The organism is Proteus penneri, assembly GCF_003144535.1.
Lineage (GTDB): Bacteria > Pseudomonadota > Gammaproteobacteria > Enterobacterales > Enterobacteriaceae > Proteus > Proteus penneri.
The window spans coordinates 71,316-88,191 of sequence record NZ_PHFJ01000006.1 but is presented as its reverse complement, the minus strand read 5'-3'; the positions used below and the strand labels follow the sequence as shown (position 1 = coordinate 88,191).

Annotated in this window: 10 protein-coding genes, 1 tRNA gene and 1 pseudogene; 5 read left to right on the top strand and 7 right to left on the bottom strand. The window is 37.2% G+C overall.

The annotated features are described in order from the left end of the window. Positions 1-123: 123 nt before the first annotated feature. The 3 genes from CUB63_RS09360 to pepA all read right to left on the bottom strand — a co-directional run bounded on the left by CUB63_RS09360 (position 124) and on the right by pepA (position 5,089). Positions 124-3,012 (bottom strand): valine--tRNA ligase, encoded by a 2,889-nt coding sequence (locus tag CUB63_RS09360; RefSeq protein ID WP_006535639.1) that lies wholly within the window; start codon positions 3,010-3,012, stop codon positions 124-126. Between the two features lie 13 nt (positions 3,013-3,025). Beyond that, the gene (locus CUB63_RS09355) at positions 3,026-3,475 is read right to left on the bottom strand and encodes a DNA polymerase III subunit chi (protein WP_006535638.1); all 450 of its coding nucleotides are present in this window, start codon (positions 3,473-3,475) and stop codon (positions 3,026-3,028) included. A 105-nt stretch (positions 3,476-3,580) separates the two neighbouring features. Then, on the bottom strand, positions 3,581-5,089 hold the full coding sequence (gene pepA / locus CUB63_RS09350) for a leucyl aminopeptidase (RefSeq protein WP_006535637.1): 1,509 nt from the start codon (positions 5,087-5,089) through the stop codon (positions 3,581-3,583). A gap of 286 nt (positions 5,090-5,375) precedes the next feature. Between pepA and lptF the strand changes: the two genes are divergently transcribed. Both lptF and lptG read left to right on the top strand, forming a co-directional pair. Continuing rightward, complete coding sequence (lptF, locus tag CUB63_RS09345; RefSeq protein ID WP_109847943.1) at positions 5,376-6,473, top strand: LPS export ABC transporter permease LptF; 1,098 nt, start codon at positions 5,376-5,378, stop codon at positions 6,471-6,473. Continuing rightward, positions 6,473-7,552 carry an LPS export ABC transporter permease LptG gene (gene lptG / locus CUB63_RS09340; RefSeq protein ID WP_072064532.1) on the top strand — a complete coding sequence of 360 codons (1,080 nt, stop codon included), beginning with the start codon at positions 6,473-6,475 and terminating at the stop codon, positions 7,550-7,552. The genes lptF and lptG overlap by 1 nt, the downstream gene beginning before the upstream one ends. A gap of 75 nt (positions 7,553-7,627) precedes the next feature. On the opposite strand, the gene ampH is transcribed toward lptG, so the two are convergent. Beyond that, the gene (gene ampH, locus CUB63_RS09335) at positions 7,628-8,857 is read right to left on the bottom strand and encodes a D-alanyl-D-alanine-carboxypeptidase/endopeptidase AmpH (protein WP_072064531.1); all 1,230 of its coding nucleotides are present in this window, start codon (positions 8,855-8,857) and stop codon (positions 7,628-7,630) included. A 1,338-nt stretch (positions 8,858-10,195) separates the two neighbouring features. Between ampH and CUB63_RS09330 the strand changes: the two genes are divergently transcribed. From CUB63_RS09330 to CUB63_RS09320, 3 genes and pseudogenes are all read left to right on the top strand, one after another. Continuing rightward, positions 10,196-10,280 (top strand) — tRNA-Leu (locus tag CUB63_RS09330). A gap of 188 nt (positions 10,281-10,468) precedes the next feature. After that, positions 10,469-11,575, top strand: a pseudogene (locus CUB63_RS09325) (tyrosine-type recombinase/integrase); the annotation flags it as partial. A 67-nt stretch (positions 11,576-11,642) separates the two neighbouring features. Further along, a protein-coding gene (locus tag CUB63_RS09320) for an IS3 family transposase (protein ID WP_109847942.1) occupies positions 11,643-12,751 on the top strand; the annotation gives its coding sequence in 2 pieces (ribosomal slippage) (positions 11,643-11,895 and positions 11,895-12,751; 1,110 coding nt in all). Between the two features lie 61 nt (positions 12,752-12,812). On the opposite strand, the gene CUB63_RS09315 is transcribed toward CUB63_RS09320, so the two are convergent. From CUB63_RS09315 to CUB63_RS09300, 3 genes are all read right to left on the bottom strand, one after another. Further along, entirely contained in the window at positions 12,813-13,952 is a 1,140-nt protein-coding gene (locus CUB63_RS09315; RefSeq protein ID WP_109847941.1) for a glycosyltransferase family 4 protein, read from the bottom strand. A gap of 990 nt (positions 13,953-14,942) precedes the next feature. Further along, on the bottom strand, positions 14,943-15,740 hold the full coding sequence (locus CUB63_RS09305; RefSeq protein WP_109847939.1) for a glycosyltransferase family 2 protein: 798 nt from the start codon (positions 15,738-15,740) through the stop codon (positions 14,943-14,945). 29 nt (positions 15,741-15,769) lie between these two features. Beyond that, positions 15,770-16,873 carry a polysaccharide pyruvyl transferase family protein gene (locus CUB63_RS09300; RefSeq protein ID WP_109847938.1) on the bottom strand — a complete coding sequence of 368 codons (1,104 nt, stop codon included), beginning with the start codon at positions 16,871-16,873 and terminating at the stop codon, positions 15,770-15,772. Between the last annotated feature and the right edge of the window lie 3 nt (positions 16,874-16,876).

Sequence of the window (16,876 nt, the reverse complement as noted above, 5' to 3'; positions counted from 1 at the left end):
ACCGAGAATAATAAGAAATAAAGTGAAAAATGGTTTTATTTTTTGACTGAAAGAAACTAAGTAAAAACCCGCGATAAACGCGGGTTTTCATTATCAATCTCTGTGACTTTAAAGCGATAGTGCTTATAAAGAGGCGATAGAGACTTTCTGTGCAATGAGCTTTTCTTTTGCGCTTAGACATGTCGCTAAGCGTTCACGCTCTTTAGCAACAACTGCTTCTGGCGCACGGCTAACAAAGCCATCGTTAGATAATTTGCTGTCTAAAGTTGTGATATCTTTCTCTACTTTTTCAATCTCTTTATCTAAACGTGCAAGCTCTGCATCTTTATCGATAAAGCCAGCCATTGGGATCAGCAATTCTGCACCGCTAACCAGTTTAGTCACTGATAATGGTGCTTCTTCACCTTCTGCTAATGGACGAATATCAGCTAAACGACCCATAGCTTTTAAGAAACCAATATTGTCACTAACACGGCGTTTAGCATTGTCATCAGCGCCACGTAAGATAACGTCAAGTGGTTTACCTGGTGCAATATTCATTTCAGCACGGATATTACGAACGGCAACAATCACTTCTTTGATCCACTCAAGATCGTTAAGTGCTTGTTCATCCACCAGCGAAGCATCGAATTCAGGGAAAGCTTGTAGCATGATGGTTTCACCTTCAATGCCTTTCACTTCCTTCACTCGTTGCCAGATGGTTTCTGTGATAAATGGAATGATTGGATGAGCAAGACGCAGTAAGCCTTCTAACACTTCAATCAGAGTATGACGAGCTGCGCGTTTTTGTGCATCATTACCTTTGTGTACTGCAGGTTTTGATAGCTCCAGATACCAGTCACAGAATTGGTTCCAAGTGAACTCATATAAAATACCTGCAGCGATATCGAAACGATAGTTGTCTAATGCTTCACGATAGGCTTTAACGGTATTGTTAAATTCAGCTAAGATCCAACGGTCTGCGAGTGAGAATGTCATTTCGCCACCTTGGTAACCACAATCTTGCTCTTCAGTATTCATCAGAACAAAGCGGCTTGCATTCCACAGTTTGTTACAGAAGTTACGGTAACCAGATAGACGTTTCATATCCCAGTTAATATCGCGACCTGTTGACGCTAATGCGGCTAAGGTAAAGCGCAGTGCATCTGTACCGTGTGCTTCAATCCCTTCAGGGAACTCTTTGCGAGTACGTTTAGCAATTTTTTCAGCCATTTGTGGCTGCATCATATTACCAGTACGTTTTTCTAACAGGTTCTCTAATGAAATACCATCGATCATATCCAGAGGATCTAGTACGTTACCTTTGGATTTTGACATCTTCTGGCCTTCTTCATCACGAATAAGACCTGTCATATAAACCGTATTAAATGGAACTTGCGGTTTACCGTCTTCGTCTTTGATAAAGTGCATGGTCATCATGATCATGCGAGCGATCCAGAAGAATATAATATCGAATCCACTGACTAAGACATTCGTTGGATGGAATGTTTTCAGTGCTTCAGTATTTTCAGGCCAGCCTAATGTTGAAAATGTCCATAGTGCAGATGAGAACCATGTATCCAATACGTCATCATCTTGGCGTAATGCCACATCAGCGGCGATATTGTTTTCACGACGAACTTCTTCTTCGTCACGACCGACATAGACATTACCTTCATTGTCGTACCAAGCAGGGATACGGTGACCCCACCACAGTTGACGAGAAATACACCAATCTTGGATATCATTCATCCATGAGAAGTACATATTTTCGTACTGTTTTGGTACAAATTGGATATCGCCATTTTTAACGGCTTCAACTGCGGGTTTCGCTAAAGGTGCTGTGCGAACATACCATTGGTCTGTTAATAAAGGCTCGATAACCACGCCACCACGGTCGCCGTAAGGTACGGTTAAATCGTGAGGCTTGATCTCTTCTAGTAAACCTAGACGTTCAAATTCAGCGACAATTGCTTTGCGGGCAGCAAAGCGTTCCATACCTTGGTAGGCTGCTGGAATTTCAGTGCTGTAAATATCAGACTCAACACCATTAGTATCTAATACTTCTGCACTCACACGGATATTGCCGTCAAAATCCATGATATTAATCATTGGTAATTGATGACGACGTCCAACTTCATAGTCATTAAAGTCGTGAGCAGGGGTGATTTTTACGCAACCGGTACCTTTTTCCATATCCGCGTGTTCGTCCGCTAAAATAGGAATACGACGGTTAACGATTGGTAGAATAATTTCTTTACCAATTAAATCTTTATAGCGAGGATCTTCTGGGTTAACCGCAACACCAGTATCACCTAACATGGTTTCAGGACGTGTTGTTGCAACAATCAGGTAATCTTTACCTTCTGCTGTTTTTGCCCCATCCGCTAAAGGATAACGCAGATGCCACATAGATCCTTTAACTTCACGGTTTTCGACTTCAAGATCAGAAATCGCAGTGTGTAATTTGGGGTCCCAGTTAACAAGGCGTTTACCACGGTAGATAAGATCTTCTTTGTGTAAACGCACAAAAGCTTCTTTAACCGCTTTAGATAAACCCTCGTCCATGGTGAAACGTTCACGTTCCCAATCAACCGAGTTACCTAAACGACGCATTTGGTTAGAGATGTTACCGCCTGATTCGGCTTTCCATTCCCAAATTTTGTCGATAAACGCATCACGACCATAGTCATGACGAGTTTTACCTTCTTCAGCGGCAATTTTACGCTCAACGACCATTTGAGTCGCGATACCCGCATGGTCAGTCCCTGACTGCCATAAGGTGTTTTTACCTTGCATGCGCTGATAACGGATCATGGTATCCATAATGGTCTGCTGGAAAGCATGACCCATATGTAGGCTACCTGTGACGTTTGGCGGTGGGATCACGATACAGAAGCTTTCTTTTGTTGTATCGCCATTGGCTTTGAAATAGCCGTTTTTTTCCCAATGCTGATACAGAGGTTGTTCAATCTCTGCGGGGTTATAAGTTGTGTCGAGCGATGGCTCTTTCGGTGCGGATTTATTTTCCATATTCTTTACGTATTCAATAGGTTGGCGGCGTAGCCATTGTCAAAGTAAAGCCGACGCTACGATAAATTTTATATCGTTCACGCGCCAACTGTTTTAATTGTTCATCGATAGGTACAAAGTCTATCACTTCATGGAAAGCTGTGGCAAAGTCTACGAATTGAGATTGCAAATTAATCAAGAGATCACGAGGTGCATTACCACGTTTTCCAGGCCAACATAATTCAACAGGAGCGCCATAACGAGGCCCTTCACCTGCAAGATTATGAGGAACAAACTGATGAGGTTCTCTTGCCCATAATGCCTCATCAAGCAATTCAGCTTGAGCCTGAGACTCACAAACCAACAAAATACGTTTGCCTAATCGCCAATGTTCAGCGGTAAGTTGACAGGCAAGCCACTCATGAGCCTGTAAATCATCGTGTATTGATGGGTGTTCCATTAAATAAAACGTGGCGTTTTTCATGATATCCCGATAACAGAAGGGTATTGCGTTGCAATACCCTTCTTGGAGTCTGCTCTATTTACCCTAATAATAGGGTAATACCTTAACCCTGATAATTATGCGGTATTACTCGTCGCTATTCAAACCCGCGCGATTAAGTAAGAACTGAGACAGTAAAGAAACAGGACGACCTGTTGCGCCTTTGGCTTTACCAGAACGCCATGCTGTACCCGCAATATCCAAGTGAGCCCAGTTATATTTCGTCGCAAAACGCGCTAAGAAACAACCGGCAGTAATTGCGCCACCTAAACGGCCACCTGTATTTGCTAAGTCAGCAAAATTAGATTCGATTTGTTCATAGAACTCATCGCCTAATGGTAGACGCCAAGCGCGGTCACCCGCTTGCTCTGATGCATTCATTAACTCATGTGCTAATGGATTATGGTTAGACATTAATCCGCTATAGTGATGCCCTAAAGCCACCATACATGCACCTGTTAATGTTGCGATATCAACAACTAACTCAGGCTCAAAGCGCTCAACATAAGTTAACGTATCACATAATACTAAGCGACCTTCAGCATCGGTGTTTAATACTTCAACGGTTTGGCCGGACATTGTTGTTAAGATATCACCAGGACGATAGGCTTTTCCACCCGGCATATTTTCACAGCCCGCAAGTACACCAATGACGTTAATCGGTAACTGGAGTTCAGCAACAACACGCATCACACCATAAACCGTTGCAGCACCACACATGTCATATTTCATCTCATCCATGCCATCAGCAGGTTTGATAGAAATACCACCCGAGTCAAATGTCAGCCCTTTACCGACTAACACAATTGGGCGAGCTTCAGGATCTTTATTGCCTTTATATTCGATAATCGACATTAAAGATTCATTTTGAGAGCCTTGTCCTACTGCAAGGTAAGCATTCATATTGAGCTCTTTCATTTGCTCTTCGCCAATAACACGCGTAGAAACATTTGAAGAGGAGTCTGCTAATTGACGCGCTTGAGAAGCTAAATAAGCAGCATTACAGATATTTGGTGGCATGTTTGCTAAATCTTTACATGCTTTAATGCCTGATGCGATAGCTAAGCCATGAGCAATGGCTCGCTCACCACTAGGTAGTTCACGGCGAGTAGGAACATTAAAGACCATCTTACGTAATGGGCGACGTAATTCTGTCTTATTGCTCTTTAGTTGATCAAAGGTATAGAGGCAGTCTTTTGCAGTCTCAACCGCTTGACGTACTTTCCAGTAATTATTACGACCTTTAACATGTAACTCAGTCAGAAAGCATACGGCTTCCATGGAGCCAGTCTCATTGAGCGTGTTAATGGTTTTTTGAATGATCTGTTTATACTGACGTTCATCCAATTCACGCTCTTTACCACAACCAATCAGTAAAACGCGCTCAGAGAGAACATTAGGTACATGATGTAACAGCAGTGATTGTCCAACTTTGCCTTCCAGCTCACCTCGGCGTAATAAGGCGCTGATATAGCCATCACTGATTTTATCAAGTTGCTCCGCGATCGGAGATAAACGACGAGGCTCAAACACCCCCACGATAATACAAGCGCTGCGTTGTTTCTCTGGGCTGCCGCTTTTTACATTAAACTCCATGCGTTCTCCTGAATATTAAAGACAAAAACGGAAAGTATCGTTTAGAATAGTGATCCGCATTAATCTACCCCATAGAAAGTTTACTTTTTATGTTAAGCTAAATGCATTAATTGAACACAACTAATTTAGCTAACTTATAAGCTTGTTCTTATTGGGAACCTGTTTATAGCATGTTTTGATATCATTTGGGCTGCAAGAATGTCTAACTGAGATGCACAAATGATAGATATACAACGAAGTTAGCGATTTTCCTGCAAAAAGACAAGTTTTCACAGGCATAACTAGCGTGATTATAATTCGATATTTAGCTCGGGAAACCCTTAAAAGCCAGATAGCCATCTTATTTATTTTGATGCTTATCTTTTTTAGCCAGAAACTGGTTGAAATTTTAGGGGCTGCTGTTGAAGGTAACATTCCTACAAACCTCGTGGTTTCTCTGCTGTGGCTGGGAATTCCTGAGATGGCACAGCTTATTCTTCCATTAAGCCTTTTTCTTGGGCTTCTGATGACTTACAGCAAACTTTATGTTGAAAGTGAGATAACCGTCATGAATGCGTGCGGAATAGGTAAGAAAGCATTAGTGCAAGCGGCACTGTTGCTCTCATTACTGACCAGCGCATTAGCTGCAGGAAATGTCATTTGGCTTATTCCTTGGTCTTCGGTGCATCAAGAGCAAGTCCTTGAGGATGCTAAAGCAAACCCAAGTTTAGCCGCGTTGATGGAAGGGCAATTTAAAATGTCCAGTGACCGCAATATGGTACTCTATCTTGGTAGTGTAAAAGGAAACCAATTCCAAGATGTGTTCCTTGCACAATTGCGTCCAACGCAAGATCAGCGTCCTTCTGTTGTAGTGGCAGATAAAGGCTATACCAAAGAATTACCTAACGGGAATCAGATAGTCGTATTGAGTGAGGGGACTCGCTATGAAGGTACGGCAGTACTACGTGATTTTCGTATTACCGATTTTAATGACTACCAAGCGGTAATTGGCCATCGAGAATCTACGACTAATCGCAATCGCGTAGAACAAAAGACAATGTCTGAGCTTTGGCATTCTAATGAAACAGAATCTATTGCTGAATTCCATTGGCGCTTAACTTTGATTTTCTCTGTTGTCATTATGGCGGTGATGGTCGTGCCTTTAAGTGAAGTTAACCCACGCCAAGGTCGCGTATTAAGTATGTTACCCGCAATGTTGCTTTATCTGGTCTTTTTCTTATTACAAAGTTCGCTACATTCTAATGGCGAAAAAGGAAAAGTTGACCCTCTCATTGCGATGTGGAGTGTTAATGGCGTTTATCTTGCCTTGGCAATCTTATTGAATGTTTGGGATACCTTGCCTATGCGTAAATTCCGAGCTCGCTTTAAGAAAGGAGTTGCCTGATGTTTGGTGTATTAGATAGATATATCGGGCGTACTATTTTACAGTCGATTTTGATGACACTATTTTTGCTGGTTTCTCTATCTGGCATTATCAAATTTGTCGATCAACTCCGTAAAGTAGGGCAAGGGGATTTCACCACACTTGATGCGGGTATTTATGCGATCTTAAATATCCTTAAAGATGTGCAGATCTTCTTCCCCATGGCTGCGTTACTCGGTGCATTATTAGGGTTAGGCGCATTGGCAACACGTAGTGAGCTGGTGGTGATGCAGGCATCTGGTTTTACACGTTTGCAAATCGCAGGTTCTGTGATGAAAACCGCTATTCCATTAGTACTGTTGACAGTCCTGATTGGCGAATGGGGAGCACCACAAGGTGAACAATATGCACGTAACTATCGTGCTGAAAAAATCATGGGTAACTCTTTAGTTTCTACTAACCGTGGTATGTGGGCTAAAGATGGCAACCAATTTATTCATATCAACCGAATAAAGAGCCAAAATGAGATGCAAGGCATCACGCTCTATGATTTTAATAATGATAGAAAACTAGAAACGGTGCGTTATGCATCAAGTGCAACCTATGATGTCGATAAAAAAACGTGGATGCTAAAACAAGTCGAACAATCAGACTTAACCAATCCACAAAAAATCACCGGTAAAAAACAGGTATCACTTGAATGGCCAACCCGATTAACGCCAGAAAAACTGAGCGTTGTGGCCTTAGATCCAGATGCATTATCGATTAGTGGACTCTATCAATATGTTAAATATCTAAAACAGAGTGGGCAAGAATCAGCAAACTATGAGCTGAATTTCTGGAAAAAAATCTTTGCGCCAGTTTCTGTTGCGGTAATGATGCTGATGGCATTGTCATTTATCTTTGGCCCATTACGCACTGTACCAATGGGATTAAGAGTTCTAACGGGTATCTCTTTTGGCTTCCTGTTTTATATCGTCAATGAAGTTTCAGGACGATTAAGTTTGGTTTATGGTATACCTGCCGTGATTGCAGCATTAGTACCAGCAATATTATTCCTAACATTGAGTCTATGGTTATTGATGAGGCGTAATCGCTAGGTAATATCCACTTCAGCCAGAAAAACAAAAAGCGCCTTAGGTAAGGCGCTTTTTTTATCGCTATCGTGTTTGCGATCACTGATAAAAATCTTTTGCTAGTGCTCGAACAAGCGCATTAGTCCCCTGAGTCACTTCACTAAATTTAGTGCCATTAGGTTTACGGGTGATCACCACAAATACACCGATATTTAATTCAGGAATGGTTGCCATATAAGTATTAAACCCGCCACCGCCGCCGGTTTTTTGGTAAATCGCCGGAATTCCATTGGCGGGAGCCATATAAACCCAACCTAAACCTACACCATCAGCACGACCCGCAACATCCATTCCTTCTATTGAAGAGAGTCGATTACGAGGGAAATAGACAGATTGCTCTTTGCTTGCCGTTGCTTTTCGCATGGCATTATGAGAAGTCAAAAAGCCTTGCATCCAACGTTGCATGTCGGCAGGCGTCGAGTACACACCACCACTTCCGGCTGCAGCAATAGTGTCAGAACATGGGCTTGGTTTATATCCTATTAATAATCTTTGGCACTGTGCAGGGGTTGGCGTCAATGTTGTGTTAGTCATACCGGCAGGTTGAGTGACATATTGTTGTAAAAGTTGAGGATAACTTTTACCTGATGCTTTCACTAAGGCATCTGCTAATAAGTCATACGCTAAATTTGAATATGCAGCTTGATTACCCGCAGGCGATGTTAATGTTGCTTTTTTTAACCAGTTCCAACGGTCGCCATGAGTTGGCCAAATAAAAACAGGTCTTCCCCATTTTCCGCCAGGTTGTTCTCGTGGAAAACCACTGGTATGGCTTGCTAAATGATAAAGACGGATAGGGGATTGAGCGCTAACTAATGGGATGTCTACACCATAGTAGCTATATTTTTGCAGTGGATCGGTGACTAATAATTTTCCATCATCTTGTAACTTTAACATCACTTCACTCGTCATCAGTTTTGTGATAGACGCGATGCGGATCAGTGAGTTCATGGATGGTGCATTACGGCTTTCAGGTGTTGTTGTCCCAAAAGAACGATTCAAGGTTTGAGAGTTATTGATCATGACAATAACCATGCCTTGAGGATGACTTTTTTGATAAATTTGTGAGGCATATTTATCAAACAGTGTTCTTGCATTGCTTACATTAGGGCTTAATGCCGTAGGCCATTGTGTTAATTCAGGCACACTGTTCTGTTGATTTAACATAGAAGGTTGTGTCGCTGGTGGTAATGACGAACGTTGGCTACACGCATTCAATGTCAGTAAAGCGACGGGGATCATAAGATATTTTAGAAAATGTTTTTTCATTTTTACTTTCAACAGAAGTCAGTGAAGTGAAAGGAATGCGATAAACATAAAATGATTTATGTTTTAAATTGGTGCCTTTCTTATCGCGCTATTTTTTCTTTATCATTTTTAATACGGCACCTAAGATAATACCAACAAATATGCCTGTAATAATCCAGCCAACAATGCCCATAACACCGCCTTCTAATCAGATTTAAACCAAATTTTGATTATATTATCAGAAATAAGAATGTCTATCAGTGCAAGAGCCAGTTATCAAAAAGTTGGCATTAAATGTGTCAAATTGTCTCTAAGAAAAAGATAGTGAAGAAAAATTGCATCATAAAAAGACATTTTCCTTATATTTATCCTCTAAAAATGAGGTAAGTATTACCGTTAAGTTACATTTTTCCTCAATTTACCCTTGTTTTTAATCATCTCATTAGCTTTCCTTTATTATTAAGTTAGGAAGTGTATATCAAGAAAATGTTAATGAATGGTATTATAATCTTGGTTGTCGATATTTTATAGTTTATTATTCTTTATTATATCTTGGTTTGATTTGTTTTTTGGGTGTTTATAAAAGTAATATAAGAGTGTGTCATATTTTGTAATAATTTACTGATTGTGGGATTGTACAATTAAACTTATTATAGCTTCATCAAGTTGAGAGACTGAGAATATAAGCGTTACAGAGCAAAGATAACACAGCGATAATAGAGTGAAGCAATAAGAAGGCATATATAAAATGAGCCTCTTCAATAATAAGTAAGTTATATATTAATAGTAATCTTTCAACACCATTATATTAAAGAATAGTACCTTCGTTATAGCAGTAAAATAGCAGTAAATAAGTACATTATATTAATAAAACATAACTACTTTCTTCCTCACACCAGGGAAGAAAAGGGCAGTGACGCTATAAAAATAACTTATAGTCATTAAAATAAAACTAAGCCCTCTATTAGCAGTACTGTCGGATCAAAACACTAACCCAAGTTTTGATCCTTTTTTTATTTATCGCTATATATTTTAAAATATATCGATTGAATAAGTTAGTTTTAATAAATTTATATTATGATGATGTAATCTTTAAAAGAAAAAAGATAAGAAAAAAAGATAAGAAAAAAGTAAAAATAAGATAACGAATAAATTCAGACACAAAACAAGTGATCTATCAATACAACATGATTAAAGCATTAACGATAGATACTCTGATGTAAACTATAAGTTGTGTTTTATGATAGTAACAAACCTTAAATGCACTTTTTTTCGCCAATCAAACTGAAAACAAACAATAATTGTTGCGAGTGTTCTTCACGCAAGTATAATGGGCGGGTTTTCCAGACACACTTCAGTGCCGGAGTGGCGAAATTGGTAGACGCAGTTGATTCAAAATCAACCGCCTTCGGGTGTGCCGGTTCGAGTCCGGCCTTCGGCACCATAAGAACATCAATGGACGTCAACGGACGTCTTTTTTTGTACCTGAAATCCCAGTTTTACAAGGCTTTTCCCCACTTTTCAGTCTTCCCAAGTATACTAAGGTCAACCCACATCAAGTGCCTACTGTTGGTATATGTGTTGGTATCTCTCGATTCGATAATAGTTTGTACCAACAGAAGGAGATAAATCATGGCTCTTACTGATGCTAAAGTCAGGGCTGCCAAGCCTTTGGATAAATCGTATAAATTGACTGATGGTGATGGTATGGACTTGATGGTACATACCAACGGCTCAAAATATTGGCGTTTACAGTATCGCTTTGGCGGTAAGCAAAAAATGTTAGCTCTGGGTATCTATCCTGAAATCTCACTCGCAGAAGCCAGAGAGAAAAGAGATGCAGCCAGAAAGTTAATTGCTAATGGTTTTGATCCTAGCGAAAAACGCAAAGAAGTGGAAGAAGAGCAGCAAAAGGAATTTAACACCTTTGAGAAGGTTGCTCGTGATTGGCATGAAACCAATAAGAAGTGGTCTGAAGGGCATAGCCATCGAGTCCTTAAAAGTCTAGAGGACAATATCTTTGTTGCTATTGGTAAACGCAATATTGCCGAATTGAAAACACGCGATCTCCTCGAACCGATTAAAGCCGTAGAGATGTCTGGACGTCTTTAGGTTGTGGCACGTTTACAACAGCGTGTAACAGCCATCATGCGCTATGCAGTACAAAGTGGTTTAATCGACTATAACCCAGCCCAAGATATGGCTGGCGCAGTTGCTACTGGTAAACGAGTCCATAGAGCAGCCTTAGAGCTTAAACGTCTACCTGAGTTCTTACAACGCATCGGTGATTATAAGGGAAGGCCTTTAACTAAACTTGCAGTCAAACTCACCTTGTTAGTCTTCATTCGTTCCAGTGAACTACGCTTCGCCCGTTGGGATGAAATTGATTTTGAAAATGCCATGTGGACGATCCCTGCTGAACGCGAAGCGATAGAAGGGGTTAAGCACTCTCATCGCGGATCAAAAATGCGTACTACTCACTTAGTGCCTTTAAGCCGACAAGCGATTGAGATCTTAAAACAGATTTATCAATTCAGCGGTAACCACGAGCTGATCTTTATCGGCGATCATAATCCTAGAAAACCAATGAGTGAGAACACGGTTAACAACGCATTACGAGTGATGGGTTATGATACAAAGACGGAAGTCTGTGGTCATGGGTTTAGAACGATGGCATGTAGTTCGTTGATTGAGTCAGGGCTATGGTCGAAGGATGCAATAAAACGGCAGATGAGCCACTGTCCACTTCCCCTAAAATAAGACAGCTATAATTAGATTTTCTGCCCTTTAATTTGTAGAGGTCATCATGAAAAAAGCCCGTTTTACTGAAACTCAAATCGTTAATATTTTGAAACTCGCTGATTCTGGGATGAAAGTGGAAGATATTTGTCGCCAAAATGGGATCAGTAATGCCACTTATTATAATTGGAAATCAAAGTATGGTGGGATGGAACCCAATGATGTTAAACGATTAAAAGAGCTTGAAGATGAAAATGCGAAACTGAAAAAGCTATTTGCAGAAGTCAGCCTTGAAAATCATGCCATGAAGGAGCTTTTTGCAAAAAAGGGTTGGTGATGACTGAGAAAAAGTCCTGTGCTCAGGCTTTAAACGAGGCAGGGTTATCAGTCATTAAGGCTTGTCTGCTCTCGTCATTGCCTCGATCTACGTTTTATCGGAAGACTCAAAATTGGCGCGAGAAGGATAAAATCGTTATTGATGCTATCCAAACTGTGTTAACTAAATCACCTCAAACAGGTTTCTGGAAATGCTATTTCCGGCTGAGATTTCAAGGCTATCCGTTTAATCATAAACGAGTTTATCGCGTTTACTGTCGACTAGGGCTGAACTTGAAGCGACGGGTTAAAAAAATGCTTCCGAAGCGCGAAAAAAGACCATTAAAAATTGAAAATGTCCCGAATATTCAATGGGCATTAGAGTTCATGCACGACAGTTTATATTGTGGTAAGCGTTTCAGAACACTCAATATTATTGATGAAGGAACGCGTGAATGTTTGGCAATTGAAGTTGATACATCATTGCCCGCCGAGCGCGTCATTAGGGTACTCGAACGCTTAAGAACAGAAAGGGGGTCGCCAAAACAGATACGCCTGGATAATGGGCCTGAGCTAATCTCGATTGATTTATTGAATTACTGTGAAACTCACCACGTTGAGCTTTGCCATATTCAACCCGGCAAGCCACAGCAAAATAGCTTTATTGAACGATTTAATGGCTCATTTCGCCGTGAATTTTTAAATGCCTATTTATTTGAATCATTAAGTCAGGTGCGAGAAATGGTGTGGTTTTGGCAACAAGATCATAATCAGAACCGCACTCATGAAAGTTTAAATCATCTCCCGCCGGATGCATACAGAAAACAGTTAGAAAACTCTAATTTAACGTGTCTCAATTAATGAGAAGTGGACAATATCATATTTATCAATTTATTACACAATAGAAATGAAGCAAAAGTTTTTAAGCCAGCTCATCATAAATCATTTCAATCTTTTGTATTCTCTGTTCAATAGAATGATGCAGTATAACCTTTTCTCTTGATTTTATACCTAACTTTATTCTTAATTCTTTATTATAGATTAATTTTTTTATTTTATCTCTAAACTCTTCACTATTAGGTTCTAAATTAAATATAAATCCATCAATATTGTTAGATACTAAATTATTATTTCCTGTGATATTTGAAACAATACACGGCAACCCTGAACTCTGTGCTTCTAAAATAGCTAAAGGCATACCTTCCCACTTAGATGGAAGCGTAAATATGTCAATAGATTGAAGAATACGGTCTATATCATTTCTCCAACCCAATAGATATACTTGTTTATTTAAATCATAAATATTTATGAACTTTTCCAATTCTTTTTTTAACTCACCGTCACCGACAAATAAAATTTTAATATTTTTATTCTCTATAAGCAAAGGTAGCATATTTTCCAAAAGAAATATGGGGTTTTTTTGTAGCCAAAGACGTCCGGTCATACCTATAACAATATCATCTTTTGATAAGTTTAGTGATTGACGATATAGCTGCTTATTTTCAATTGATGGTGGAGTATATTTTTTCACATCAACACCATTCGGAATTATATAAATATCATTAGACTTTACTTTTAATTTTTGGATTGCAATCTCTTTATCTGTTTCATGAAGACAAATTAATTTATTACCACACATCGAACCGATTCTTTCCATAATATAATAGATTATATATTGAATTTTATTTTTAGCTGCGGGAAAAGAATACCCGTGAACCGTATGGATAATCAGTGGGGTTTTTGATATAAATCCAGCTAAACGCCCTATTACCCCCGTTTTAGATGAATGGGTGTGAATAATATCAAATCGATAATTTTTAATGATTTTTATTAAATGAATTAAGGATTTTAGATCTTTAATTGGTGATATCTCTCTGGTTAAAGAATCAATTATTATACATTTGATTCCTAGTTTTTCCGCCTCTATAGTTAAAGGTCCTGTTTGACAACAGATTAGATACTTATCAAATTTATCATTAGGGAGTCTTTGTAATTCATCTAAGCTAACTCTTTGAGCACCACTTAAAAGAGGTAGTAATTGAACATGAGCAATTTTTTTCATAGTTTAGTTTGGATACGTGTCAAATATAATTAAATAAAATATACGAAATGCCGGTATTAGGCTTACAAATAAGGCTGAATAAATTATAATTTTTTTTTGCTTACCAGGCATAGTACTCAATGCTAGAATTGGAGTTAGTATTAATGCTGGAGCTGAAATTCTACACATTATTTGCCAGTTAAAATTTAAAAATAGTGAAATAACAAGCAAAAATATACTAAAATTTACGAGATTATAATGAGTGTTATTTTTTGAAACAATCAACAACAATATTAACACGCAGTATATATTAATAAATATTCGGATTAATGTATCTTGTCCTGAGCTGAAAAAAACAGAAACATCACCAGAAATGAAATATGATAAAAACATAAATTCATTTATTATAAAGTATAAGGATAAACCTATTACACCAGAATAAGCTAGTATATTTTTTTTGCTTTTATTAGGAATTTTACATAGAACAAAATAAATAAAACAGAACAAAATAATAGATTTATGGGATAAAACTGAGAGTACAAAAAAAAATATTTTATACTTTAACTTATCGTTTGTAATACATAGAACCAGAAAGCAAATAGCATATATACTCCTCCAAATATATAGAGTATTAGATATAATTAGATAACTAATTAAAATTAATAAAACAAAATGTACCTTAAAAGTCAAATTGTTTAATTTTAAAATTTTAATTGCGCTTATTATAATCAATATATTACAAATTAGAATATTTGAAAATATAAACAGACCTGAATCAGTTAATCCCAATAATCCCTCAAGATAAAAAGTAATCAGTATTAAAGGTTCTACTTTGTTAGTTTGTTTATAAATTTCCTCTATGGTTGTAATAATACCATCACTCCAAATTAATTTGGCTTGTTCCCAATAAATTAGAGAATCTTGAAATGGTTTTAGGTAATAAAATGGGACTGTAGCAATAATTATTGCCAAGAGAAATATCAATTTTTGGTGAAAGGAATGCTTAGGCATTTACTTCAACCTTGTTTTTATTAATCGTACTAAAAATTTACATATTGATAATGTGCTAAAAAAAACAAGATCGGATAAATTGATTTTATTTTTTTTGTAAAACATTAAATAATTTTTAAGCTCACTTTTTTCCATACTCAATAAATTAGCACTTAAACCTGAAGAACCATAAAAAGGTTTATGGCAGAATGCTAAAGGTTCAGATAAATATATTGATTTATGATTATCTAAAATAATATCTATCCATAAGTAGTAATCTTCGCTAAATCTCTGATATTCAGGAAATCGATTTTGGATATTATTTCGGATAATTACACTAGGTGTTTGAAAATAATTTTTAGATAAAATCAAATTTTTGCTAATTGTTTTATAATTGAAATCTTCAATATTTAGATGATGACAACTATCCGCAGTAATAACTTTCATTTTATGACCACACATTATCAATGAGGGATCATCTAAAAAATATTTTAATTGGATTTCTAATTTCTTATGATGCCACGAATCATCAGAATCTAAAAAAGCAATAAAACTAGTTTTTGCAAGATTCCAACCTATATTTCTTGCTTTTGCAGGTCCATTATTTTTTTCTTGTACAATGACATCAATGGGTATCATAGTTAAGTCGTATTTGCGTTTAATTAATTGATATAGGTACTCTAATGAAGAATGCCTGCTATTATCATCTACAATAATAATAGCAGCCGCAGAGACAGTTTGACAATAAACCGAGTCTAACGCTCGCTCTATTGTATCAGTTGAATTATAGTATGGTATAATTACGGTAATATCACTCATTATTTTTATCACAGAAGAAAATAACCTTTTTATATCTTACTATCTATTGCTTCATCGATTAAAGAAACACTGGAACTACGTAATGATATAAGATTTTTATTTAGAATATCATAATCAATATCGTTAATATTTTCTATATCCGTCTTTTCATTTAAAATATTATTTTCAGTTATATTAAGTGCATCAAACAAGCTAGATATCCTGTTTATTTTCCCCTTTCCTGGATGAATTACTAAAAATTGCTTTTCGTATGTTATGGATATACAACAACCATGAAATGAATCAGTTACAACATAATTCGATTTTTGAATAAGTTCAATAAGGCTTAAAGGGCCAACATCTTTAATATATATATCAGCATTATGATTAGGAGAAATTTCTTGGGTTAAGGATACTATCTTAAGATTATATTTAGAGCTGATTTCTTTGATTATAGAGTCAGTATTTACATTATGATTTATTATGTATACAAAAATATACTTTTGAGGTAAATTTTTTATTTTTTCTCTAGGCAAATTATCCCAATCTTCTTTACTGATTAATAATGTTGGATCCAAAACTACTTGGCTATTAACATTTATTTTTTTATTTAGTGTGTTAGATAAATCTATCTCTCGTACACCTATCTTGGAGAATTTATTCAAGTAGCTTTTTATTTTAGCTAGTTGGCTATCATCATATTGGTATGACCCTGCACTGCTAGCATAAGAAAACAGAATAGTTTCTTCACCAGCAAAATCTAAAAAATAATATCCATTAATATCATCATTTCCATTAGTACATTGAGGGTTCCAAATTTGATCGCTACCACACACAATAACATTTAGCTTCTTTATTTCACTTATATTATTTTTAACATCCAATTCATTATAATATTTTTCAAAATGTTTTTTGAATTTATTAAGCGAATAATATCGATTCTTAACCCTCAAAATATCTTTTAATGTTCTTAATATTCCTTTAATAGAAAAAGAAAACCGTATTAAATTTAATTGTTCTTGCAAATATTTACTATCATTATTGTTTATATAAAACACACTACCATATTTTTTTAAATAAATTCCTGTTGCTGTTGCTTGTAAGACTGCACCATAGTTATTGGCTTTATGTATTGTGACAATTCCAATTCTCATATT